The following is a 23,502-nucleotide window of genomic DNA, read 5'->3' on the forward strand; positions in this document are numbered from 1 at the left end:
TGAACGATGCGCAGCAACGGCCCTGAAACTCCCATTTGCATTCTGCGCGTCGAACGGGCTGATTAAGGGCGAAAAGCTGCGATGGCGCCTCGGCCGCGCAGCGAACTTGACGCGATTTGACGTCCGATCATAAGCTGTTCGCAATACGAATTGTTGTTCGCATAACGAACAAGAAACTCTGGGAGGAGCGACGAATGTCGACAAGCAATCCGGGGACGTCCGTCTCCCGCACGCGCAGGGCCGTTCTGGGCGCCCTCGGGGCCGCCGCTTTGGCTGCGGCGTCGGGCCCGGCAGCCGCTCAGGAGAGCGTCAAGATCGGCCTCATCCTGCCGATGACCGGCGCGAGCGCGAGCACCGGCAAGCAGGCCGAGGCGGGCGCGAAGCTCTGGATCCAGCAGAACGGCGCCACGGTGGCCGGCAAGAAGGTGGAGCTGATCGTCAAGGACGACACCGGCGCGCCCGACGTCACCAAGCGCCTCGCCCAGGAACTCGTCGTCAACGACAAGGTCAACGTGCTGATGGGCTTCGGCCTGACGCCGTTGGCGCTCGCCGTCGCGCCCATCGCCACCCAGGCGAAGATCCCGCAGATCGTCACGGCGGCGGCCACCGCCATCATCACCGAGCAGTCGCCCTTCATCGTCCGCACCAGCTTCACCCTGCCGCAGGCGACGGTGCCGATGGCCGAGTGGTCGGCCAAGAACGGCGTCAAGAAGGTGGTCACCCTGGTGTCCGACTACGGCCCCGGCATCGACGCCGAGAAGGCCTTCAAGGAGGCGTTCTCCAAGGCTGGCGGCGAGGTCACCGCCGAGCTGCGCGTTCCGCTGCGCAACCCCGATTTCGCGCCCTTCCTGCAGCGGGTGAAGGATTCGGCGCCCGACGCGGTGTTCGTGTTCCTGCCGTCGGGCTTCGGCGCCACCTTCATGAAGCAATACGCCGAGCGCGGCCTGACCCAGGCCGGCATCAAGCTGATCGCCACGGGCGACGTGCTCGACGACGACCTGCTCAACGAGATCGGCGACAGCGCGCTGGGCGTGGTCAACACCCACCACTATTCCGCCTCGCACGATTCGCCCGAGAACAAGGCCTTTGTGGAAGCCTTCAAGAAGGCCAACAACTTCCGCCCGAACTTCATGGCGGTCGGCGCCTATGACGGCATGCAGCTCGTCTACAAGGCTCTGGAGAAGACCAAGGGCTCGACGGACGGCCAGGCCCTGCTGGACGCCATGAAGGGCATGAGCTGGACCAGCGTCCGCGGCCCGGTGCAGATCGACCCCGAGACGCGCGACATCATCCAGAACATCTATGTCCGCAAGGTCGAGAAGGTGGGCGGCGAGCTGTTCAACCAGGAATTCGCCACCATCGAAAAGGTCAAGGACCCCGTGAAGGCCGCCAAGAAGCAGTAAGGCGGACAGATCAGCCTCAAAGACCCTCATCCTGAGGAGCCCTGCGCAGCAGGGCGTCTCGAAGGACGAGGGTTCCAGAGCGCTCGACCGCCGTACGACCTGGAGTCCCTCGTCCTTCGAGACGCAGGGCTCCGCCCTGCGCCTCAGGATGAGGGGCTTGGGCCGGTTGGACGGCGTCGCGGCTTTGCAGACCCAATGACGAGCCCGCAGCCCCATGGTCACCATCCTCTTTGACGGCGTCGCCTACGGGATGCTCCTGTTCATCCTGGCCTGCGGCCTGTCGGTGACGCTCGGGCTGATGAACTTCGTCAACCTCGCGCACGGCGCCTTCGCGATGGCGGGCGGATACGTCACCTCCGTGCTGATGAACCGGCTCGGCGTGTCCTTCTTCCTGTGCCTGCCCATCGCCTTCCTGTTCGCCGCCCTGATCGGCGTCGTTTTGGAGCGCATGCTCTACCGCCACCTCTATGACCGCAGCCACCTCGACCAGGTGCTGTTCACCATCGGGATCGTGTTCATGGCCGTCTCGGCGGTGGATTACACGATGGGGTCCGGCTCCCAGATGATCACCATCCCGGACGTGCTGCGCGGTCGCATCGACCTGCTGGGCGGCAGCATCGGCGTGTACCGGCTTTTCATCATCGTGATCTGCGGGCTGCTGACGCTGCTGCTGCAGGTCGCCCTGGTCCGCACCCGCTTCGGCAGCCGGCTGCGGGCCGCCGTCGACGATCCGCGCGTGGCGCGCGGCCTGGGGATCAACGTCAATCTCGTCTTCGCCATCACATTCGCGATCGGCTCCGGCCTCGCGGGACTTGGCGGCGCGCTCGGGGCGGAGGTCCTGGGCATGGACCCGACCTTCCCGGTCAAGTTCATGATCTACTTCCTGATCGTCGTGACCGTGGGGGGCGCATCCAGCATCACTGGCGCGTTCTTCGCCGCGCTGCTGCTGGGCGTCGCCGACATCGCCGGGAAATATTACATCCCTAAGGCCGGCGCGTTCATCATCTACGCCATCATGGTGCTGGTGCTGATCTGGCGGCCGCAGGGCCTTTTCGCCCGGAGCGCCGCCCGATGAGCGAGGCCCTCGCCCCCGGCGTCGCCGCGAGCCCGCCTGCGTCCGTTGACAGCCCGCGCCGCCTGATGGAGTCCGCCGCCCGTTGGCGCTGGTGGGAATACGCGGTGTGGCTCCTGGCCGTCGCCGCCATCTTCGCGCTGCCCCGCCACCTGCTGCTGATGAACGAGATCGCCATCCTGGCGCTGTTCGCCTTGTCGCTCGATCTCATCCTGGGCTTCGCCGGCATCGTCTCCCTCGGGCACGCGGCTTTCTTCGGTCTCGGCGCCTACACGGCGGGACTTCTGTCCAAATTCGGCTATGGCGACCCGCTGCTTGGCCTCGCGGCCGCGGCCGGAATGGCCGCGATCCTCGGCTTCACGACCTCGTTCCTGCTGCTGCGCGGATCCGACCTGACCCGCCTGATGGTGACTCTCGGCATCGCCCTGATGCTGCTGGAGGTCGCCAACCGGGAGGCCTGGCTGACGGGCGGAGCCGACGGCCTGCAGGGGGTCGCGGTCGGGCCCGTGCTGGGCCTCTTCGACTTCGACCTCTATGGCCGCACCGCCTATGTCTACAGCCTCACGGTTCTGTTCCTGTTGTTCCTGCTGGCGCGGCGCATCGTGCATTCGCCCTTCGGCATGGCGCTGCGGGCGATCAGGCTGAACCCGTTGCGCGCCCGCGCGGTGGGAATCCCGGTGAATGTCCGCCTGGTCGCCGTCTACACCCTGGCGGCGGCCTTCGCCGGCGTGGCGGGCGGACTGAGCGCCCAGACGACCCAGTTCGTTTCGCTCGATTTCTTCAATTTCGAGCGCTCCGCCGACGTGATGCTCGTGCTCGTGCTGGGCGGCGTCGGCTATCTGTATGGCGGCGTTCTGGGCGCGGTGATCTTCAAGGTGATGCAGGACTTCCTGTCCTCCATCACGCCGCAATACTGGCAGTTCTGGATCGGCCTCGTGCTGGTCGTCATCGTGCTCGCCGGCCGCGACCGCATCAGCGCCGGCATGCGTCGCGTCCTGGCGCCGTTCGCCCGGCGGAGGCGCGCATGAACGCCGTCAACGCGCTGGAGACCCGCAACCTCGTCAAGCGCTTCGGCGGGCTCGTCGCCACCAACGACGTGTCGCTCAGCCTGCAAAAGGGCGTGCGCTACGCCCTGATCGGCCCCAACGGCGCGGGCAAGACGACGCTGATCAACCTTCTCACCGGCGTCCTGCGGCCCAGCGGCGGCTCGGTGCTGCTGGAAGGCGAGGACATCACCGGCCTCGCGCAGCACCGGCGGGTCCGGCGCGGGCTGGCCCGCACCTTCCAGATCAACCAGCTGTTCTCCCACATGACGCCGCTGGAGACGGTGGGCCTCGCCATCTCCGAGCGGCTCGGCCATGGCGGCGAGTGGTGGCGCCTGGCGGGCTCCAAGGCGGACGTGATCGACGAGGCCGCCGCGGTGCTGGAGCGCTTCGGCCTCAGCGATGTCATGGGCGAAGAGACGCGCGTGCTGCCCTACGGCAAGCAGCGGCTGCTGGAGATCGCCGTGGCCATCGCCAGCCGGCCGCGCGTGCTGCTGCTCGACGAACCCGCCGCCGGCGTGCCCGAGGAGGAGCGCCACGAAATCCTCGACATCGTCGGAGGCCTGCCGGAGGACGTCACCATCCTGCTGATCGAGCACGACATGGACCTCGTCTTCTCCTTCGCGCAGCGCATCGCCGTGCTGGTCAATGGCGGCCTCTTCATGGAAGGCTCTACGCAGGAGATCGCGCGCGATCCGCGCGTCCGCGAGGTCTATCTCGGGGAGGCCGGACATGGCTGAACTGCTCGCCCTCGAGCGCCTGTCCGCCGGCTATGGCGAAGCCCGGGTGCTGAACGAGGTCTCGCTGGCGATCCAGGACGGGCGCTCGCTGGCGCTCCTCGGCCGCAACGGCGCGGGCAAGACCACGCTGATGAACACCATCGTGGGCGTGACGACCCATCAGGGCGGGACGATCCGGCTCGGCGGGCGCGACATCACCCGCCTGCGGCCCGAGCAGCGCGCCATGGCGGGCGTCGGCTGGGTCCCGCAGGAGCGCAACATCTTCAAGTCGCTCACCGTCGAGGAGAACATGACCGCCGTGGCCCGACCCGGGCCGTGGACGGTGGCGCGCGTCTATGAGCTGTTCCCCCGCCTCCAGGAGCGCCGCCGCAACCTGGGCAACCAGCTCTCCGGCGGCGAGCAGCAGATGCTGGCGCTCGGCCGCGCCCTGACGCTGAACCCCCGCCTGATCCTGCTCGACGAGCCGCTGGAGGGCCTTGCGCCCATCATCGTCGACGAACTCCTCGCCGCCCTGGGCCGGATCATCCGGGACGAGGGGCTCACCGCCATCATCGTCGAGCAGAACGCCCAGAAAATCCTCGGCGTCACCGACGACGCCGTGATCCTGGACCGCGGCATGGTGGTGCACTCCAGCACGAGCGCCGCCCTCGCGGCGGACCGCGTGGCCCTGGAGACCCATCTGGGCGTCGCCGGCCGGGTCGGCCATCGCGGGGCCGCTTGACCGCCGGGCCAGCGCGCCCGACAAGCCCATCTCAAGACACCAACATCTCCGGGAGACGTCCGATGACCAGCCGCACCGCCCCTCCGTTCCGCGCCGACATGGTCGGCAGCCTGCTGCGCCCGGCGGCCCTCAAGGAGGCCCGCGCCCGGCGCGCCGCCGGCGAGATCTCCGCCGAGGAGCTGAAAGCCGTCGAGGACCGCGAGATCGCCGCGGTCGTCGCCAAGCAGGAGCAGGTGGGCCTGAAGGCCGTCACCGACGGCGAGTTCCGCCGCTCCTGGTGGCACTATGATTTCCTCTGGAACCTGGATGGCGTCACCAAGGTGCAGGTGGACCAGGGCATCCAGTTCTCGGGCGTGCAGACGAAGAACGAGGCGCCGCGCGTCACCGGCAAGATCGGCTTCTCAGGTCATCCTTTCCTGGAGCATTTCCGCACCCTGAAGGACATCGCGCAGAAGAACGGCAAGGGCTCGACGCCTAAGCTCACCATCCCGTCGCCCAGCATGCTGCACTACCGGTCCGGCCGGAAGCTCATCAATATGGGCCTCTACGAGGACATGGACGATTTCTACGCCGATCTCGGTGCGGCCTATCACGGCGCCGTGCAGGCCTTCGCCCATGAGGGCTGCCGCTACCTGCAGCTCGACGACGTCAGCTTCGCCTATCTGTGCGACCCCGAGCAGCGCAAGATGCTGGCCGACCGCGGCGACGACCCGGTGAAGCAGCCGCACATCTATGCGGGCATGATCAACACCGCCATTGCGGGCCGGCCGAGCGACATGGTGATCTCCATGCATCTGTGCCGCGGCAATTTCCGCTCCACCTTCGTGGCCAGCGGCGGCTACGAGCCCATCGCCGACCTGCTTTTCAACGAGGTGAATGTCGACGCCTACTTCATGGAGTGGGACACCGACCGCGCCGGCGGCTTCGAGCCCCTGCGGTTCCTCCCCAAGGGCAAGACCGTGGTGCTGGGCCTCGTGACGTCCAAGACGGGCGTCCTGGAGAAGAAGGACGACATCAAGCGCCGGATCGAGGAGGCCTCCAAATACGCCCCCCTCGACCAGCTCTGCCTCTCCCCGCAATGCGGCTTCGCCTCCACCGAGGAGGGCAACACGCTCGCCGAGGACGAGCAGTGGGCCAAGCTGGCGATGATCGTCGACATCAGCCGGGAGGTGTGGGGCTGAGTGGGAGACAGCTCCCGCGCAATCCGAAAGGGCGCGACGTCCTGAGTTCACCTCAGCAAGAAGGGGCCGCTGGGGCCCCTTCGGCGGATCAAATTTGGGCGAGCCTCAGTTCAGCGTCGCGCCATGCGATTCGCGCACGACGGCCGGCAAATCGAGCAGCGCCACGACCTCGTCGCCCTTGACGACCAGCGCCTGCAGGATGTCGTCGCCCTCGCCGGCGATGTCCGGGGCGGGGCGCAGGGCGGAGATCTGGATGTCGACGATGTCGGACACGGCGTCGACCAGCAGGCCCGCGAGGCGCTCGCCGAGGTCCACCACGATGACGACGCTCGAGCGCGAGATCGTGCTCGGGCCGAGGCCGAGGCGCTGGCGCAGGTCGTAGACCGCGATGATCGCTCCGCGCAGGTTGATCACCCCGAGAACGTGCGAGGCCGCGTTGGGCAGCGGCGTGGTCGGCTGCCAGCCCTTGATCTCCCGAACCGCGGCGACGTCCACGCCGAAGCTGCGGCCGTCCACCCGGAAGGTGACGATGCGCTGCATGGCTTCGGACGAGGCGGAGGCGCCGTGATGGGACAGGGTGTCGTAGGCGAGGCTCACAGGGCGGCTCCTCAAGCGTGCTCAAAAAGATGGGCGGCGCTCCGGACCCTGGGGGGGCGGGACCTGCTTCCGCGATCGGATCAAGTTCTAGGCAGAATTCGTGAACGCTCCTTAAACTTCGCCCCGAGTTTTAGACCTCGGAAGAATTCGGGGAGCGCCGTTTGCGTCTTCGAAGGTCATGGCGTGCGCCGGCGCACGGGCCATCGCGGAACAAGCGTGCTGAAAACGCGTTCGTCACCACGGTTAACGAAACGGAAACATGCCATGAAGTCGGGTTGGTTGTTGCTCGCCGCCATCATCGGAGGGCTGGGCTGGTTGGGGTCCATCGCCTTCGCGGGAACCTGAGCCGCCCGTCTCTCAGCCCAGCGCGAACAGATCCGGCGAAGCCGGGTTCTCGGCGCCCGGTGAGCCGCCTGCGGCAGTCGGCGCCTTGGCGGCGGCGTCGCCCGGCGCGGTTTCGCAGCCGAGATCGGGCAGGGCGACGATCCGCTGCCCGCGCAGGTCCGTGCGGCACACCACGATGCCGCGGCTTTCCATATAGGCGATGATGCGGCGCGCCCGGGCCGGGGACCGGCTGCCGAAGGCGCGCGCGATCACGTCGTCGCCCGGGCAGGGCTCGCCCGACAGCGCCGCGCGGGCGATGAGCAGGAAGACGGCCTGAATGTCCTCCTCCAGCTCGGCCGCGAACGCCACCGCCTTCGTCCAGGCCTCGTCGGACCGGCCGGGCTGCGCGCCGGCGCGGGCCACCGCGAGCCGCCGCCTGAAGGTGGGCAGGCTCATCGCCTCGCCCGACACGCGGCGGATGCGGCAGCGCACGAGGAAGTCCTGATACAGCACCGCCACGGAGGCGAAGGCCGCGTCGGGATCGCGCAGGATGTCGCGCAGGATCTCGTCCATGAGCGCGCCGCGCTCCTCCGGGCTCATCTCCGGCGCGGGCTCGGCCGCCGGCTCGGCCGGCCGGGGGCGGGCGAGCTGCGCCATGATGTCGGCCGTGGTGGGAGCCGGCGTCACGCGGGGACGAGGAGTGCGGACGTAACCGGGCTCGGCAGGCTCGAAGATCAGGTCGCGGATCTCGTCGCCGCCCGCCTCGGGCAGGGGCATCAGCTTGGGGCTGGAGCTGCGGGCGGACGTCTCGACCTCGCCGATCCGCAGCGGCAGAGGCCGGCGCGACAGGGCAGGGCCGAGCGCGACGAAGCGGCCGCGCTCCAAGTCGCGGAACACCTCCGCCTGGCGCCGCTCCATGCCGAGCAGATCGGCCGCCCGGGCCATGTCGATGTCGAGGAAAGTCCGCCCCATCAGGAAGTTGGAAGCTTCCGCGGCGACGTTCTTGGCCAGCTTGGCGAGCCTTTGCGTGGCGATGACGCCGGCGAGGCCGCGCTTGCGGCCGCGGCACATGAGGTTGGTCATCGCCCCCAGCGAGAGCTTGCGGGCCTCGTCGGACACCTCCCCGGCGGCGGCGGGCGCGAAAAGCTGCGCCTCGTCGACTACGACCAGCATGGGGTACCAGTAGTCCCGGTCGGCGTCGAAGAGCCCGCCCAGGAAGGCTGCGGCGCAGCGCATCTGGCCCTCGATGTCGAGGCCTTCGAGGTTGAGCACCACCGAGGCCCGGTGCTGGCGTACGCGCGCGGCGATGCGCTGCAGGTCGTTCTCGCTCTGGGAGGCGTCGACCACCAGATGGCCGAATCGGTCCGCCATCGTGACGAAGTCGCCTTCGGGGTCGATGATGGCCTGCTGAACCCAGCTGGCGCTCTGCTCCAGCAGGCGGCGCAGCAGGTGCGATTTGCCCGATCCCGAGTTGCCCTGCACCAGCAGGCGGGTCGCGAGCAGCTCTTCGAGGTCGAGAAGGGCGGTCGTCCCCTCGGACGTCGTGCCCATGTCGATCCCGGCTTTCATGCAAACCTCGCCAAGCAGGCCATCCCCGATTCCGGACGGCCCACGGTGCTAGCACGCATCGCGCGGCTGTGGAGCGGCGCGGACGCAACGCTCCACAGCGCAGCGCGGCGCAGGCTCAGCTGAATTCGTCGCCGCCGCCGCTGCGGCTGCCGCGCACGACCACGCGGGACCCCGTCGGCACGCGCCGATAGAGGTCGATCACGTCCTGGTTGATGAGGCGGATGCAGCCCGAGGAGACCCGCGTCCCGATCGTGTTGGGCTCGATCGTGCCGTGGATCCGGTAGAGCGTGTCGCGATCGCCCTGGTAGAGATACATCGCGCGCGCGCCCAGAGGGTTGTCCGGGCCGCCCGGCATGCCGCCGGCGTATTGCTCCAGCTCGGGCTGGCGCTGGATCATGGTGGAGGGCGGCGTCCAGGTCGGCCATTCGGCCTTGCGCTTGATGACGGCGTTCCCGTGCCAGCCGAAGCCCTCGCGGCCCACGCCGACGCCGTACCGCATGGCCCGGCCGTCGTCCTGCACGAGATAGAGGAAGCGCTGGTCGGGATCGATCACCACCGTCCCGGGGCGCTCCGGGCCCGAATAGGCGACCACGCGACGCAGATAGACGGGGTCGATCTCGTCGATGTTGACGGCCGGGACCGGGAAGGGCTCGTCCTCGATCTCGCCATACATGGCGTAAGCGGCGGGATCCAGCGCGGAACGGGGGGACATCAGCGCCGCCGGAGGCGGACCGGCGGAGACGCAACCACCGAGGGCGATCGGCAGACCAAGAGCGACGAAACGCCGGCTGACAAGCATGAGGGGACGACTCCAGGATCATGACGGCGCCGAATGCGACGCCCAAGGCGCACAAGGAACACAAACGAACCGCAACGGTTCCGTTTGAGCCACGTTTGTGATCGGGCTGTGGCGCGGCGGCCTCCATGACGATGTCGTGACCGCCCGACGCAGGACCGCCCGCGACCGGCTATGATGCGGCCAGCGCCTCGAAGGAGTCTCGATGTCCCTCCCACCGTCTCCCGGCCCAGCGCCCCGCGCGCGATCGCCCCGCAGGCTCACCGGCCTCGCCCTGCTGCCGGCGGCCGTCCTCGCGCTCTGCATGGCCCTCGAGCCCGCTTGGGCGCAGCAGCAGCAAGGCCGCCCGGCGCGCGACCAGGAGGCGCAGTCGCAGGACCGCGCCGAGAAGGCGCGCGACGACGCCCGCAAGTTTCCGGCCGACGTCACCACCGAGCACACGCTCGACCTGCCGGGCCGGACCCTCAAATTCACCGCCACGCTGGGCTCCATCCCGCTCTTCGACGGCGAGGGCGGACCGCTGCTGGCCGAGATCGGTTTCGTGGCGTTCCGGCGCGTAGGCGGCGACGTGGCGCAGCGCCCGCTGACCTTCGCGTTCAACGGCGGACCCGGCGCGGCGGCCGCCTACCTGAACATCGGCGCGATCGGCCCGTGGCGGCTCCCGATGGAGAAACCGGCCCCGTCGGACGTCCCCGTCACGGTCCCCAACGCCGAGACCTGGCTCGATTTCACCGACCTCGTCTTCGTCGATCCGGTCGGAACCGGCTACAGCTGGTCGACCGCGCGGGGCGACGACCTTCGGCGCCGGTTCTGGTCCGTGGACGCCGACATCTCGGGCCTCGCGACCTTCGTGCGCAAATGGGTGGAGAAGAACGACCGTCAGGCCTCTCCCAAGACCATCCTGGGCGAGAGCTATGGCGGTTACCGGGCTCCGCGCCTGGCGCGCGAGCTGCAGTCCAGCCAGGGCGTCGGCGTCCGGGGCGTCATCATGCTGTCGCCCGTGCTCGACTTCGCCTGGCGCTTCCAGCCCCGGCATTCGCCGATGCGGTGGGTCTCCGAGCTGCCCTCGATGGCCGCCGCCCGCGGCGACGCCACGCGCGGCGACGCGTCGCTGAACCGCCAGGCCATGGCGGAGGCGGAGCGCTACGCGTCCGGGGAGTTCATGGCGGACCTGCTGAAGGGCCCGGGCGACAAGGCCGCGGTGGACCGCATGTCGGCGCGCGTCGCGGCCCTGACGGGCCTCGACCCGGACGCGGTGCGCAAGCTCGCCGGCCGGGTGGACGTCTCCACCTTCACGCATGAGCGCCAGAAGGGGCGGGTGGCCAGCGCCTACGACGCCACCATCACGGGGGTCGATCCGCAGCCCTTCGCGCCCGGGCCGCACGGCGACGATCCCGTGCTGGACGCCATCGAGGCTCCGCTCTCAGCCGCCATGACGGACCTCTACCGGCGCCTGGGCTGGCGCATCGACAGGCCCTATCGTCTGCTCAACCGGGAGGTGAGCGGCCAATGGCAGTGGGGCGGCCGCCGCAGCGCGCCCGAGGCGCTCAGCGACCTGCGCGACGGGCTGGCGCTCGATCCCAACATGCGCGCCCTCGTGGCGCATGGGGCGACCGACCTGGTGACCCCTTATTACGAGAACAAGCTGCTGCTGGCACAGCTGCCGGACCTGGGCGGGCCGGATCGCCTGCGTCTCCAGGTTTATCCCGGCGGGCACATGTTCTACGCCCGCCAGGACGCGCGCGCGGCGTTCCGCGCCGACGCGGAAGCGCTCTATCGGCCGGCCGAAGCGGGGCGTTGAGCCGGGCTCAGGCCGCCGGCTGGGTCGCGGCGGCGGTGGCCTGCTGTTGGCGCACGTCCAGCAGGCGCTGCGCGGCGGCGCCGATGGCCTGCTCGCCTCCGCCGCCGTTCCCGCCCGCGACCTGCACGGTCGGGAAGGCGAAGCGGATGCCGTTCTGCTCGAAGGCTTTCTTCAGGAGGCCGTAGGCGGTGCGCCGGATGACGAACTGCTCGCCCGGCTTCGTCATCATCTTCAGGCGAACCTCGATCGAGAAGTCGCCGAGCTGCTCGACGCCCTGCATCTTGAGGGGCTCGATGATGTGCGGCCCGAATTCGGGATCCGCCGCGAGCTGCTTGCCGATGTCCTTGACGATCTTCTTCACCCTGTCGAGGTCCGTGTCGTAGGTCAGCCCTATCGAGAACTTGTCGATCACCCAGTCGCGGCTGAGATTTTGCACCGCGCCCAGGACGCCGAACGGCACCGTCGTGATCGGCCCTCGGTGATGCCGCAGCTTCACCGAGCGCAGCGAGAAGGACTCGACGGTGCCCTTGTAGCTCCCCGCCGTGATGTACTCGCCGACCCGGAAGGCGTCGTCGAGCAGGTAGAAGATGCCCGAGATGATGTCCTTCACCAGCGTCTGGGCGCCGAAGCCGACCGCGATGCCGAGCACGCCGGCGCCGGCCAGCAGGGGCCCGATCTGGATGCCCATCGAGTCCAGCACCATCAGGAAGGCGACGCCGACCAGGATGGCGAAGATGAAGTTCCGCAGGATGGGCAGGAGCGTGTTCAGCCGCGAGCGCTTGCGTCCCTCGGCCGAATCGTCGTGCGCGGAGGCCACCCCGTCGTCGAGCCGCCCGTCGATGAGCGCGCGCACCAGCTTCCAGACGAGGTCGGCCACCAGCATGATGATGATCACCCGGATCGCGGCGCGCACCGCGCGGGTGAAGATCGACTCGCCCATGGCGATGTCTGTGACGTCGATGGCCCAGATATCGGCGAGAGCCGAGGCGCACAGGATGACGACGACGACGCGGGTCGCCTTCTCGACCACCACCGCCCAGGCCAGCGCGCTGGAGTCGCCCGCCCGGGCGGTCTCCTCCGGCCGCACGATGTTGCGGATCGAGGCGCGCACGAGGCGCATGGTCAGCGGCACCAGGCTGACCACGATGAGGGTCCAGAACAGCTGTTTCAGGTGCAGCGATCCCAGGATCCAGGCGGAGACGATGAGCGTGGCGGTGAGCACCACCGACAGCCGCGTCGGCGGGTCGGCCTGCATGCGCACGCGCGCCACCAGCCTGGCCAGGAGCGTGAGCGCCAGCAGCGTGAACCAGATGCTGACGATCACCTGCTTGGACAGGAGCGACACGCCCATGATGTTGAGCAGGCTGAGCGTCGCGAACCCGCCGCCCACGATGACGACGAAGAGCATCAGCGTGCGGTACCAGAACCAAGCCACCGGCTGGCTGAGCGGCACGACGCGGAAATAGTCGTGCCGCGCCCCCGGCGCGATCACCACCCGCCCGAAAGCCTGCGCCAGGCGGATCACCGCCACATAGGCGAGCAGGATGAGCACGGTCTCGCGGATAACGGGCGGCCACGGCACGAGCACGAAGGCCGCGATGCAGCCGAGCAGGAAGGCGGCGAGGACGAAGAGCCCGAGCGTGACCCGCATGCCGTGAAGCCGCAGCCGCTCGCGCACGGTGTCGCCCGGAGACTCCAGCAACCGGTTGAGCAGCCCGCGGCTGGCCCACCACGCCAGGCGCTGTCCGGCGACGCCGCCCAGCAGCAGCAGGCCCGACGCGAGGGCGAGCTGCAGCCAGTCGATCGAGCCGCGCGACAGCACGAAGCTGCTCGCCGAGAGCGCGATGTCGTCCGGCACGCCTGGCGCGGCGGCGATCAGCGCGCGCGCCCGCTGCCGCAGTTTCTGCAGCTCGTTGGCGGCCATGAACGAGAAGTCGCCCGAAGCGCTGCCGCTGAACATGGTCTGCGGCATGGCGCTGGCGGGCGCCCCCGCGCCGGCTGAAGCCCCGGGCGCGATGGTGGGGGCCGCCCCGCCGGACCCGGACGCGGCGGCGCCCGCGCCCGCGCCGCTCGGGGGCAGATGGGGGCTGATCTTGTCGGCCAGGAAGGCCCGGCCGGCGTCGTCGTTCGGCACCTCGATGATGACGCGGATCGGCGGCGCGGGTTCGGCCGCCCGCAGCGGCGTTGCAAAGAGCGCCGACAGCGAGAGCGCGGCGGCGAGGAGAAGGGCGAACGGAGGCATGCAGGGAACCGGGTGCAGGGCCGACGGGGCTCGGTCCATCAGGTTATATAGGCAGACCTGCCGGAAATCACGGCTCCAGGCCCTGCGAGGCCGCCGCGGGCCGTCCCTGCTTGCCCTAATGGGCCGCCCGCGCCTGCGCCTGGCTGGCGAGGGCGTCGCGCCCGTGCAGCAGGATGCGGCCGTCCCGGTCGAAGAGATGCGCCGCCGCGGCGTCGATCCGCAACCGCAGCATCTCGCCGCGACCGCGCATCAGTTGGCCCGGCTGGTGAACCGTGATCGGCGGCAATCCCTCCGCCTCGCAGGTGAAGAAGGTGTCGCCGCCGAGGTGCTCGGCGAGGGTGATGAGCGCCTCGATGTCGGCGGGCCCGGTCTCCACCACCTCCAGGTGTTCGGGCCGCACGCCGAGCGTCACCCCCAGATTGGCCGGCAGGGCGGCGGCCCCGTAGGGCAGCGACACGGCGTGCCGGTCGCCGAGCCGGAGCGTGACGCCCGCGCCGTCGGCCTGCGTGACTGCGCCGGTGAAGAAGTTCATCTTGGGCGAGCCGATGAAGCCGGCCACGAACTGGTTGGCGGGACGATTGTAAAGCTCCAGCGGCGCGCCGACCTGTTCGATGCGGCCCGCCTGGAGTACCACGATGCGGTCGGCCAGCGTCATCGCCTCGACCTGGTCGTGGGTGACGTACACCATCGTTCCGCCGATCTCGGCGTGCAGCGCCGCCAATTCCTTGCGGGTGGCCACGCGCAGCTCCGCGTCCAGATTCGAGAGCGGTTCGTCGAACAGAAAGATTTTCGGGTCGCGCACGATGGCTCGGCCGATCGCGACGCGCTGGCGCTGCCCGCCCGACAGCGCCTTGGGCTTTCGCTCCAGATAGTCTCCGAGCCGCAGCATCGCGGCGGCGCGCGCGACGCGCTTGTCGATCTCGGCCTGGGGCAGGCCCATATTCTCCAGCGCGAAGGCCATGTTCTGCCGCACGCTCATATGCGGGTAGAGCGCGTAGCTCTGGAACACCATCGCGAGCCCGCGGTCGGCGGCGGGCGTGTCGTTGACGACCTGCCCGTCGATGCGCACCTCGCCGGCGCTGATCGCCTCCAGGCCGGCGATCATCCTCAGCAGCGTGGACTTACCGCAGCCCGACGGGCCGACGAACACGACGAACTCGCCGTCGCGGATGTCGAGGTCGACGCCGTGGATGATGTGCACGGGGCCGTAGCTCTTGTGGACGCCGCGGAGCTCGAGATGCGCCATTACTTCATGCCCGTGTTGGCGATGCCGGTGGTGATGAAGCGCTGCAGGAACACAAACACCACCGCGACCGGCAGCAGCGTCACCACCGTCATGGCGAGCAGATAGTGCCACTGCACCTGCAGCTCGCCCTGGAAGGCGTTGAGCCCGATCTGCAGCGTGTAGCTTTCGGTCTTGGTCAGCACCGCCAGCGGCCAGAGGAACTCGTTCCAGCGCCACATGATCGAGAAGATCGCCAGCACGGCCAAGGCCGGCAGCGCCAGCGGCATCACGATGCGCCAGTAGATCTGCCACTCGGAGGCCTTGTCCATGCGCGCCGCCTCGATCAGGTCGCGCGGCAGCGTCAGCATGTATTGGCGCAGCAGGAACACGCCCGTGGGCGTCGCCGCGCCGGGCAGGATCACGGCCCAGAGCGAGTTCACCAGCCCGAGCTTGGCCACCACCACATAGACCGGCACGAGGATGATGGTGATCGGGATCATCAGCGTGCCGACGACGCCCAGCATGGCGGCGTTCTTGCCCTTGAAGTCGTAGATCGAGAGCGCATAGGCGGCCATCGAGTTAATGATGAGGGTGATCAGCGTCGCCACCGCGGTGACGAACACCGAGTTCGCCAGGAAGGTCGGGAAGGCGAAGTTGCGCAGCGGCTCGGTGTAGTTCTGGGCGGCGAGCGCGAACTCGCGCACGGGGGTGCGCTTGTCGATGGGCGCGCGGATCGTCTGCGTCGGGTCCTTGGGGTCGACCATCTGGGCGATGATGCCGATGCGCCGCAGCTGCGCCAGTTCGCGCACGCTGCCGTCCTCCATGGTGACGCGAAACAGCGGCAGCGGCTTGTCCTGGCCAGGAACCATCACCTCCTTCTGCGACATCGGCAGCAGCGAGGGCGGAAACTCCAGGAGCGCGGCCTGCGTCTTGAACGACGACAGCACGAGCCAGAGCACTGGCCCGAACATGAGCACGACGCCGAGCGCCAGATACGCGTAGGCGGCGACGTCGGTCCAATGCCAGGGCCGGCCGCCGCGACGGCGAGACAGGAAGGCGGCGAGGGCGCTCATGCGGATGCGTCCTTCTTGCGCGACACCCACAGCTGCACGAGCGTCAGCGTGAACAGCACCAGCCCCAGGATGACCGAGGCGGCGCCGGCCAGCCCGAAATTCTGGACCTGGTTGGAGAAGGCCGTCTCGTAGATGTACTGCACCACCAGCAGGGTGGCGCTGCCGGGGCCGCCGCCGGTGAGCACGAACACCTCGTCGAAGGTCTGCACGCCCTTGATCAGGGCGAGCACGATGACGACGATCAGGTTGGGCCAGAGCAGCGGCAGCGTGATGCGGGCGAAGACGCGCGAGCGCTTGGTGCCGTCCATCTCGGCGGCTTCGTAGATGTCGGTCGGGATCGCCTGCAATCCGGCCAGCAGGATGAGCGTGTAGAATCCCATATGGGCCCAGATCGACACGAACACAGCCCAGAACATGGCCCAGCCGGGCTCCACGAAGAACAGGATCTTCTGTCCTCCGAGACCGGTCAGGACGGCGTTGAGCAGGCCCTCGCGCTGCAGGATCCACTTCCAGATGAGCGCCACCACGACGGGCGAGAGCAGCACCGGGAAGAAGTAGACGGCGCGGAAGAAGCCACGGCCCCGGATGTCCATGTTCAGCACGACGGCGGTGAGCAACGAGAAGCCCACCATGAACACGACCTGCAAGGCCACGAAGGTCCCGGTGTTCTGCACGCCGCGCCAGAAATGGTCCTCCCGGCAGGACCCCGGATCGAGATAGTTGCCGCAGTCGAACAGATGGCCATATTGCGAGGCGCCCACATAGGGCCGGTCGGACAAATAAAGCGCCGAGCCGCCCGTGAACGAGTAGGCGATGTTGATGATCAGTGGGAGGAACACGAACAGCCCGAAGAAGAGCGCGTTCGGCGCCAAAAACAGATAGGGCATCCGCCGCGCCCCGATCCGCCCCTGCACCCACCGCATGGGCGCGTCCAGCCCTCGCATGATGAGCCCCCACAACGTCGCGAAGGGCGCCGAGACGCGCTCTCCGAGCGTGGACGGGGGCGGGGGGGCGCTCATGCGGCGAGGCTTATGCGTATCAGACGGCCCTCTCCCCGGGCTGGGAAGAGGGGGCGCATGGCGCCCGCCCCAAGGTCGAAGCCCTCTCCGGCGCCGCCGCAGCCCTTCCTTCGCCCCGGAACGGGGAGAAGGTGGCGCGCAGCGCCGGATGAGCGGATACGCCTCACGACTTCTTCTTCTCCGCGATCTGCTGGGCGATGTCCTGGTCGATCCGCTTGTAGGCGTCCTCCAGGGTGGTCTCGCCCGAGATCGCCTGCCCCAGGCGGCTGATCACCGCGTTGAAGATGATGCGGTTGTACTGGTAACCCTGCAGCTTGTAGGCGATAGGCGAAACCTTGCCGACCTGCTGGCCGAACACCTGCAGGGCGGCCTTGGCGAGCGGGCTCGCGGTCGGATAGTCGATCCCCTTCTGCGACAGGCCGAGATGGCCGGGCACGAACAGCGTCCGCGAGTAGAATTCCGACGCGACCGGCTCGCTCGCCAGATACTCGATCACCTTGGCGACGGCCTGCGGGTTCTTGGTGGTCTTGATGCCGACCAGCGCCGCTCCGCCCGGCATGCCGGTGCAGCCGCCCGACCCGCACGGATTGGGGACTGCGACCCAGTCGAAGGCGTTGCCGATGGTCTTGTCGAACTGCGCCACCTGCCAGGAGCCGGACATGTAGAGGACCGCCTGGGCGTTCTTGAACTCGTCATTCGCGCCCCGATAGGTGGCGCCCGACACCGAGCCCCAGAGCTCTTTCGACATCACGCCGGACTTGTGCCAGTCGTACACCTTCTGCGACATCGCCTTGAAGCCGTCGTCGATGACGGCCGGCTCGCCCTTGGCGTCGAAGATCTTCGCCCCGGACGAGATCGCCGCGCCGAGGAAGCGGTGGCCCGAGCGGTCGATGGCGATCGGGAAGGGCGCCTTCACCTTGTCGGCGACCTCCTTCGTCGCCTTGGCCCAGTCGTCCCATGTCGCGCCGTCGCCCGGCATTTTCACGCCAGCCTGCTCGAACAGGGTCTTGTTGACGAACGGACCCGTGACGGTGAGCTGCGTCATGTAGCCGGGGATGGAGGCCGTGTCGCCGGGCAGCCGCATCCATTCCAGGAAGGGCCCGAAATTCTTCTCGAAATAGGCCGCGTCCTTCAGGTGGGGCCTCAGGTCCAGCATGTATTTGGCGACGCCGCCGAGATCGACCACGCGGGCGATGTCCGGGCCCTCGCCGGCGGCCAGCTGGACCGGCAGGTTTTCGTTGATGGCCTTGAAGGGCACCTGGTCGAGCACGACCTTGATGTCGGGATTGGCTTTCTCGAACCGGGCGAGCAGGTCCTTCATGACCTCGCCCTCGTTGCCGTCGGAGTACCACGTCATCCGCAGCGAGGTCTGCGCGAGCGCGGCGCCGGAGGCCAGCCCTGCCGCGGTCAAGACGCCGGCGGCCAGCAATGCCGCCGAAAAAATCTTCGGAACGCCCATATCGTCCTCCCGGTCTTTCCGCGCCGCCGGAACGGCCGGCGGGCGGGCGGGGCCCATTGCGGCCCTCTCAATGCAGCGCAGGTTAGTGGAACGCCGGCCGATTGGAAGCCCGGATTGGGGCGCTTTCCCATTCGACTTGACGCGCGTCAAGGATCAGGGTACTGAGAATGAACGTTCATTCTCAGTCTGCGGGCCCATGTCCCTCGACGATGTCGCTTCCCCCGATCGGCACGTCCGCATCCTCGATGCGGCCGAGCGCTGCTTCGCGCGCGCCGGCTTCCACCGCACCACCATGCAGGATGTGGCGGCCGAGGCGCAGATGAGCGCCGGCAACCTGTACCGTTATTTCCGCTCCAAGGACGCCATCGTGGCCGGCCTGTCGGAACGCGACCGCCAGGAGGTGGCGGCCGACTTCACCCAGGCCGGGGCCGCCATGGGCTTCTTCGAGGCGCTGGAGCATCTCGGCCGCAAGCACATCGTCGACGCCCCGCGCGAGAAGTCCATCGTCCTGCTCGAGATCTGGTCGGAGGCGACCCGCAATCCCACGGTCGGCGCCGCCTGCGGCGCCATCGACGGCGAGCTCAGCACGTTGCTGGCCGCCATGGTGGAGGCCGCCAAAGGATCCGGACAGCTTCCGGCAGAAGTCGACGCTCACTTCGCCTGCACGGTGCTGTTCACGATGGCGGATGGCCTCTTCAAGCGCCGGGCGCTGGACCCGGAATTCGACGGCGAGCGCGAACTCGCCAACGCCATGGCGGTATTCCGGGCGGTCTTCACCGGGCAGGTCCGGCCGGCCCGCGAGATCTCTCCCCGCGACCCTTCTTCGACTGTGTCTTCCGAGGCTCCATCATGACGCCCGCCGTCCGTCCCCGTCACGCCGCCGCCCTGGCGTCCGTCCTGGTCCTGTCGTCCGTCGCGCCGGCGCAGGCCGCGCCCGCCGCCCAGGCCGCCGCGCCCGCGACGTCGCTGGCGATCCCCGCCGTGACGGTCGCCCAGGCGACCCGCCGCGAGATGGCCGAGCGCGTCGTCGTGTCCGGCACGCTCGCCGCGCGCGACGAGGTGCTGGTGTCGGCCGAGACCGACGGCCTGCGGGTGATCGAGCTTCTCGCCGACGAGGGGGACGCAGTGAAGGCCGGCCAGGTGCTGGCCCGGCTCTCACGCGACACGATCGACACGCAGCTCGCCCAGAACGACGCCTCGATGGCGCGCGCCGAAGCCGCGATCGCCCAGGCCCGCAGCCAGATCGTCCAGGCCGAGGCCGCGCAGGTCGAGGCGCAGGCGGCGCTGGGGCGCGCCCAGTCGCTGCTGAAGTCGGGCAACGTCACGCAGGAGATCCTCGACCAGCGCATTTCCGCCGCCCGGGTCGCCGATGGCCGTCTCGCCGCCGCCCGCGACGGGCTCGCGGTGGCCCAGGCCGACCGCGCGCAGACCGCGGCCCAGCGCAAGGAGCTCGAGGTCAAGCTCGCCCGGACCGAGATCCGCGCCCCCGCGGCGGGCGTGGTCAGCCGCCGCACCGTCAAGCTCGGCGGCCTCAGCGCCCTGGCGGGCGAGCCGCTATTCCGCATCATCGCCAACAACGATGTGGAGCTCGAGGCCGAGGTGCTGGAGATCCATCTGGCGCAGCTGAAGGTGGGCGCCCCGGCGTCCATCAAGGTGCGCGAGGGAGAGCTCATCCAGGGGACGGTGCGCCTGCTGCCGGCCGAAGTGGACCGCGTGTCGCGGGTTGGGCGCGTGCGCATCCGGCTGCCGCAAAGCCCGGACCTGCGGGTCGGCGCCTTCGCGCGCGGCGAGATCGTGCTGGCCCGCCGCGACGCCGTCGCGGTGCCGACATCGGCTCTGGTCTTCGGCCAGGACGGCGTCTCCGTCCATGTCGTGCGCGACGACAAGGTCGAGGTCCGCCCCGTGAAGACCGGCATCGTGGCCGGCGGTTACGCGGAGATCTCATCGGGGCTGGCCGAGGGCGAACCCGTGGTGGCCCGCGCCGCCGGCTTCCTGCGCCAGGGCGACGCGGTGCGGGTCGTCCGGCCCGTGGCGGCCGCCGACGCGCCTGTCCCCGCCTCGTCCGGAGCCCAGTGATGGCCCTCAACGTTTCCGCCTGGGCGATTCGCAAGCCGATCCCCTCCATCGCCCTGTTCATCGTGATGATGATCCTGGGCGTGGTCAGCTTCACGAAGCTGCCGATCACGCGCTTCCCCAACATCGACATCCCGATCATCTCGGTGTCGGTGACCCAGTCCGGCGCGGCCCCGTCCGAGCTGGAGACGCAGGTCACCAGGAAGGTCGAGAACGCCATCTCCGGCGTGAACGGCGTCAAGCACATCATCTCGTCCGTGACGGACGGCAATTCGACCACCACGGTCGAGTTTCGCCTGGAGGTGAACAGCGACCGCGCCCTGAACGACGTGAAGGACGCCATCGCCCGCATCCGGGCGGACCTGCCGCGCAGCATCGACGAGCCGATCACCCAGCGCATCGACATCGCCGGCCTGCCGATCGTCACCTATGCGGCCTCCGCGCCCGCGCTCTCCACCGAGGACGTGTCCTGGTACGTGGACGACGTCGTCGCCCGTGAGCTGCAGTCGGTGAAGGGCGTCTCCAAGGTCGAGCGCATCGGCGGCGTGGATCGCGAGATCCGCGTCGCTCTCGATCCCGATCGGCTGCTGTCGCTCGGCGTCACCGCGGCCGACGTCAACCGGCAGCTGCGCGCCACCCATGTCGACCTGGCCGGCGGCCGGGGCGAGGTCGGCGCGCGCGAGCAGTCCATCCGGACGCTGGCGGGCGCAGCGACCGTGCAGGAGCTGGCGGCCATCAGCATCGCGCTGCCCGGCGGCCGCAAGGTGCGCCTGGACGAACTCGGAACCGTGACGGATTCGGCCGCCGAGAGCCGCACCTTCGCACGTTTCAACGGCGAGCCGGTGGTGGGTTTCGCGGTGTCGCGCTCCAAGGGCGCGAGCGACGCGGACCTCTCGGCCGCGGTGGCCAATCGCATCGACCAGCTTCAGGCCCGGCGCCCGGACGTGAAGCTCACTCTCATCGACAGCTACGTCACCTATACGCTCGGCAACTATCATTCCGCCATGGACACCCTGCTGGAAGGCGCGGTGCTGGCGGTGCTGGTCGTGCTCATCTTCCTGCGGGACTGGCGCGCCACATTGGTCGCCGCCATCGCGCTGCCGCTGTCCATCATTCCCACCTTCTGGGCCATGGACGCGATGGGCTTCTCGCTCAACCTCGTCAGCCTGCTGGCCATCACGCTCGTCACCGGCATCCTGGTGGACGACGCCATCGTCGAGATCGAGAACATCGTCAGGCACATGCGGATGGGCAAGACGGCCTACCGGGCCGCCATCGAGGCGGCCGACGAGATCGGCCTCGCCGTCATCGCCATCACCTTCACGATCATGGCGGTGTTCGCCCCGGTCAGCTTCATGGGCGGCATCGCGGGCCAGTATTTCAAGCAGTTCGGCCTCACCGTCGCGGTCGCGGTGTTCATCTCGCTCCTGGTGGCGCGCCTGCTGACGCCGATGCTGGCGGCCTATTTCATGCGCGCCAAACCCGACGCTCACGAGGCCGAGGGCCCGGTGATGCGCGGCTACACCAGGCTGGTCTCGTGGTCGGCCCGCCACCGCTTCGCCACCGTGGGCCTCGGCGTCCTGTTCTTCGCGGCCTCGATCTACAGCACCGGCCTGCTTCCTTCCGGCTTCCTGCCGGGCGAGGATTCGGCCCGGTCGCTCTACGTGATCGAGCTGCCGCCCGGCTCGCGCCTCGCCGACACGCAGGCCGTCACCGACTCGGTCTCCCGCATGCTGCGCGAGCGGCCCGAGGTGCGCAGCGTCTTCGTCGACGGCGGCCGCCTGCCGCAGGGCGGCGGCGAAGTGCGCAAGGCGACGCTCGTGGTCAACTACGTCCACAAGGACGACCGGACGATCAACCAGAAGGGGCTCGAGCGCGAGATCCTGCAGAGCCTGGCGAAGATCCCGGACATCCGCTTTTGGCTGCTCAACGAGAACGGCCAGCGCGGCCTGTCCTTGCTGGTCACCGGCGACGACGTCAAGGTGGTGAACGACGTCGCGGCCCGCATGCAGAGCGAGATGCGCCAGCTGCCGACGCTTCAGGGCGTGGTTTCGACCGCGGCGCTGGACAGGCCCGAGATCCGCATCCGCCCGCGCACCGACCTGGCCGCCGATCTGGGCGTCTCCACCGACACCATCGCCGAGACGGTGCGAGTGGCGACCCTGGGCGACATCTCGGCCAATCTGGCCAAGTTCAACGCCGGCGACCGGCAGGTTCCGATCCGTGTGCAGCTCGACGAGCGCTACAGGGCCGACCAGGGCATGATCGAGGCCCTGAGGGCGCCCACCGCAAGGGGCGGCTCAGTGCCACTCGCGACCGTCGCCGAGATCGGCTTCGGGCAGGGCCCGACCAGCATCGACCGTTACGACCGCGTCAGGAAGGTCGCCCTCGAGGCGGACCTTTACGGCACCGACGCGCTGGGCGAGGTCATCGAAAGCATCATGAAGCTGCCGCCCGCCCAGGCGCTGCCGCCGGGCGTCAGCATCCGCACCTCCGGCGACGCGGAGGTCATGGAGGAGGTGTTCCAGGGCTTCGCGCTCGCCATGGGGGCGGGCCTGATGATGGTGTTCGGCGTGCTGGTGATCCTGTTCGGCGGGTTCCTGCAGCCGGTCACCATCCTGTTCTCGCTGCCGCTGTCCTTCGGCGGCGTCGTGCTGGCGCTGCTGCTCACCCACAGGCCGATCAGCATGCCGGTCGTCATCGGCCTGCTGATGCTGATGGGCATCGTCACCAAGAACGCCATCATGCTGGTCGACTTCGCCATCGAGGAGCGCCGCAAGGGCGTCGACCGCGTGCACGCCATCGTGGACGCGGGCCGCAAGCGCGCGCGGCCCATCGTGATGACCACCATCGCGATGGCCGCCGGCATGGTCCCGAGCGCGCTCGGAATCGGCGACGGCGGCGAGTTCCGCTCGCCCATGGCGATCGCGGTCATCGGCGGCCTCGTCGTGTCGACGCTGCTGTCGCTGGTCTTCGTGCCCGCCGTGTATCTGGTGATGGACGATATCGGCCGCTTCTTCCGCTGGGCGCTCGGCCGCTTCGTCGGCGAACGGGACGAGCCGGAGCAGGCCTCGCCCGTTCCAGGATCCGCGACCGCCCAGAGCATGGACCGCCTGCCCATGGCCGCCGAGTAGGGCGCGCCCATCCCCCTTTTGCGGCCCCCT

The 23,502-nt window shown here is 69.0% G+C and carries 18 protein-coding genes; 10 read left to right on the forward strand and 8 right to left on the reverse strand.

Annotated features, from left to right (window positions below):
* Window positions 1–194: 194 nt before the first annotated feature.
* The 6 genes from ABEG18_RS01180 to ABEG18_RS01205 all read left to right on the forward strand — a co-directional run bounded on the left by ABEG18_RS01180 (window position 195) and on the right by ABEG18_RS01205 (window position 6,160).
* Window positions 195–1,403, forward strand: coding sequence for an ABC transporter substrate-binding protein (locus tag ABEG18_RS01180; protein WP_406856272.1), 1,209 nt, complete (start codon window positions 195–197; stop codon window positions 1,401–1,403).
* 214 nt (window positions 1,404–1,617) lie between these two features.
* Window positions 1,618–2,478, forward strand: a complete 861-nt coding sequence (locus ABEG18_RS01185; RefSeq protein ID WP_406856273.1) for a branched-chain amino acid ABC transporter permease — start codon at window positions 1,618–1,620, stop codon at window positions 2,476–2,478.
* On the forward strand, window positions 2,475–3,503 hold the full coding sequence (locus tag ABEG18_RS01190) for a branched-chain amino acid ABC transporter permease (RefSeq protein WP_406856274.1): 1,029 nt from the start codon (window positions 2,475–2,477) through the stop codon (window positions 3,501–3,503). Before ABEG18_RS01185 ends, ABEG18_RS01190 begins: the two co-directional genes overlap by 4 nt.
* On the forward strand, window positions 3,500–4,258 hold the full coding sequence (locus tag ABEG18_RS01195) for an ABC transporter ATP-binding protein (RefSeq protein WP_406856275.1): 759 nt from the start codon (window positions 3,500–3,502) through the stop codon (window positions 4,256–4,258). Before ABEG18_RS01190 ends, ABEG18_RS01195 begins: the two co-directional genes overlap by 4 nt.
* Entirely contained in the window at window positions 4,251–4,979 is a 729-nt protein-coding gene (locus ABEG18_RS01200) for an ABC transporter ATP-binding protein (protein WP_406856276.1), read from the forward strand. Before ABEG18_RS01195 ends, ABEG18_RS01200 begins: the two co-directional genes overlap by 8 nt.
* A 62-nt stretch (window positions 4,980–5,041) precedes the next feature.
* Entirely contained in the window at window positions 5,042–6,160 is a 1,119-nt protein-coding gene (locus ABEG18_RS01205; RefSeq protein ID WP_406856277.1) for a 5-methyltetrahydropteroyltriglutamate--homocysteine S-methyltransferase, read from the forward strand.
* A gap of 105 nt (window positions 6,161–6,265) precedes the next feature.
* On the opposite strand, the gene ABEG18_RS01210 is transcribed toward ABEG18_RS01205, so the two are convergent.
* The 3 genes from ABEG18_RS01210 to ABEG18_RS01220 all read right to left on the reverse strand — a co-directional run bounded on the left by ABEG18_RS01210 (window position 6,266) and on the right by ABEG18_RS01220 (window position 9,362).
* A complete protein-coding gene (locus ABEG18_RS01210; protein WP_406856278.1) occupies window positions 6,266–6,757 on the reverse strand; it encodes a chemotaxis protein CheW in 492 nt (163 codons plus the stop codon).
* A gap of 357 nt (window positions 6,758–7,114) precedes the next feature.
* Window positions 7,115–8,650: a helicase HerA domain-containing protein gene (locus ABEG18_RS01215; protein WP_406856279.1), complete on the reverse strand. Its 1,536-nt coding sequence runs from the start codon at window positions 8,648–8,650 to the stop codon at window positions 7,115–7,117.
* Window positions 8,651–8,765: 115 nt separating this feature from the next.
* A complete protein-coding gene (locus ABEG18_RS01220) occupies window positions 8,766–9,362 on the reverse strand; it encodes a L,D-transpeptidase (protein ID WP_406856280.1) in 597 nt (198 codons plus the stop codon).
* A 289-nt stretch (window positions 9,363–9,651) separates the two neighbouring features.
* On the opposite strand from ABEG18_RS01220, the gene ABEG18_RS01225 reads away from it, so the two are divergent.
* Window positions 9,652–11,247: a S10 family peptidase gene (locus tag ABEG18_RS01225; RefSeq protein ID WP_406856281.1), complete on the forward strand. Its 1,596-nt coding sequence runs from the start codon at window positions 9,652–9,654 to the stop codon at window positions 11,245–11,247.
* Between the two features lie 7 nt (window positions 11,248–11,254).
* Here ABEG18_RS01225 and ABEG18_RS01230 read toward each other — a convergent pair whose 3' ends face one another.
* The 5 genes from ABEG18_RS01230 to ABEG18_RS01250 form a co-directional block, all read right to left on the reverse strand.
* On the reverse strand, window positions 11,255–13,489 hold the full coding sequence (locus ABEG18_RS01230) for a mechanosensitive ion channel family protein (RefSeq protein ID WP_406856282.1): 2,235 nt from the start codon (window positions 13,487–13,489) through the stop codon (window positions 11,255–11,257).
* 115 nt (window positions 13,490–13,604) lie between these two features.
* Window positions 13,605–14,735 carry an ABC transporter ATP-binding protein gene (locus tag ABEG18_RS01235; protein ID WP_406856283.1) on the reverse strand — a complete coding sequence of 377 codons (1,131 nt, stop codon included), beginning with the start codon at window positions 14,733–14,735 and terminating at the stop codon, window positions 13,605–13,607.
* Window positions 14,735–15,787, reverse strand: coding sequence for a carbohydrate ABC transporter permease (locus tag ABEG18_RS01240; RefSeq protein WP_406856284.1), 1,053 nt, complete (start codon window positions 15,785–15,787; stop codon window positions 14,735–14,737). The genes ABEG18_RS01235 and ABEG18_RS01240 overlap by 1 nt, the downstream gene beginning before the upstream one ends.
* Window positions 15,784–16,806 (reverse strand): carbohydrate ABC transporter permease, encoded by a 1,023-nt coding sequence (locus ABEG18_RS01245; protein WP_406856285.1) that lies wholly within the window; start codon window positions 16,804–16,806, stop codon window positions 15,784–15,786. The genes ABEG18_RS01240 and ABEG18_RS01245 overlap by 4 nt, the downstream gene beginning before the upstream one ends.
* A gap of 163 nt (window positions 16,807–16,969) precedes the next feature.
* Window positions 16,970–18,265 (reverse strand): ABC transporter substrate-binding protein, encoded by a 1,296-nt coding sequence (locus ABEG18_RS01250; RefSeq protein WP_406856286.1) that lies wholly within the window; start codon window positions 18,263–18,265, stop codon window positions 16,970–16,972.
* Between the two features lie 196 nt (window positions 18,266–18,461).
* Between ABEG18_RS01250 and ABEG18_RS01255 the strand changes: the two genes are divergently transcribed.
* From ABEG18_RS01255 to ABEG18_RS01265, 3 genes are read left to right on the forward strand one after another with little or no spacing between them, the layout of a single operon-like run.
* Window positions 18,462–19,118 carry a TetR/AcrR family transcriptional regulator gene (locus ABEG18_RS01255; RefSeq protein WP_406856287.1) on the forward strand — a complete coding sequence of 219 codons (657 nt, stop codon included), beginning with the start codon at window positions 18,462–18,464 and terminating at the stop codon, window positions 19,116–19,118.
* Complete coding sequence (locus ABEG18_RS01260) at window positions 19,115–20,341, forward strand: efflux RND transporter periplasmic adaptor subunit (RefSeq protein ID WP_406856288.1); 1,227 nt, start codon at window positions 19,115–19,117, stop codon at window positions 20,339–20,341. Before ABEG18_RS01255 ends, ABEG18_RS01260 begins: the two co-directional genes overlap by 4 nt.
* Window positions 20,341–23,472 (forward strand): efflux RND transporter permease subunit, encoded by a 3,132-nt coding sequence (locus tag ABEG18_RS01265; protein WP_406856289.1) that lies wholly within the window; start codon window positions 20,341–20,343, stop codon window positions 23,470–23,472. The genes ABEG18_RS01260 and ABEG18_RS01265 overlap by 1 nt, the downstream gene beginning before the upstream one ends.
* Window positions 23,473–23,502 lie beyond the last annotated feature (30 nt).

It is taken from the genome of Alsobacter sp. KACC 23698, assembly GCF_045348435.1.
In the GTDB taxonomy this organism is placed as follows: domain Bacteria; phylum Pseudomonadota; class Alphaproteobacteria; order Rhizobiales; family Beijerinckiaceae; genus Alsobacter.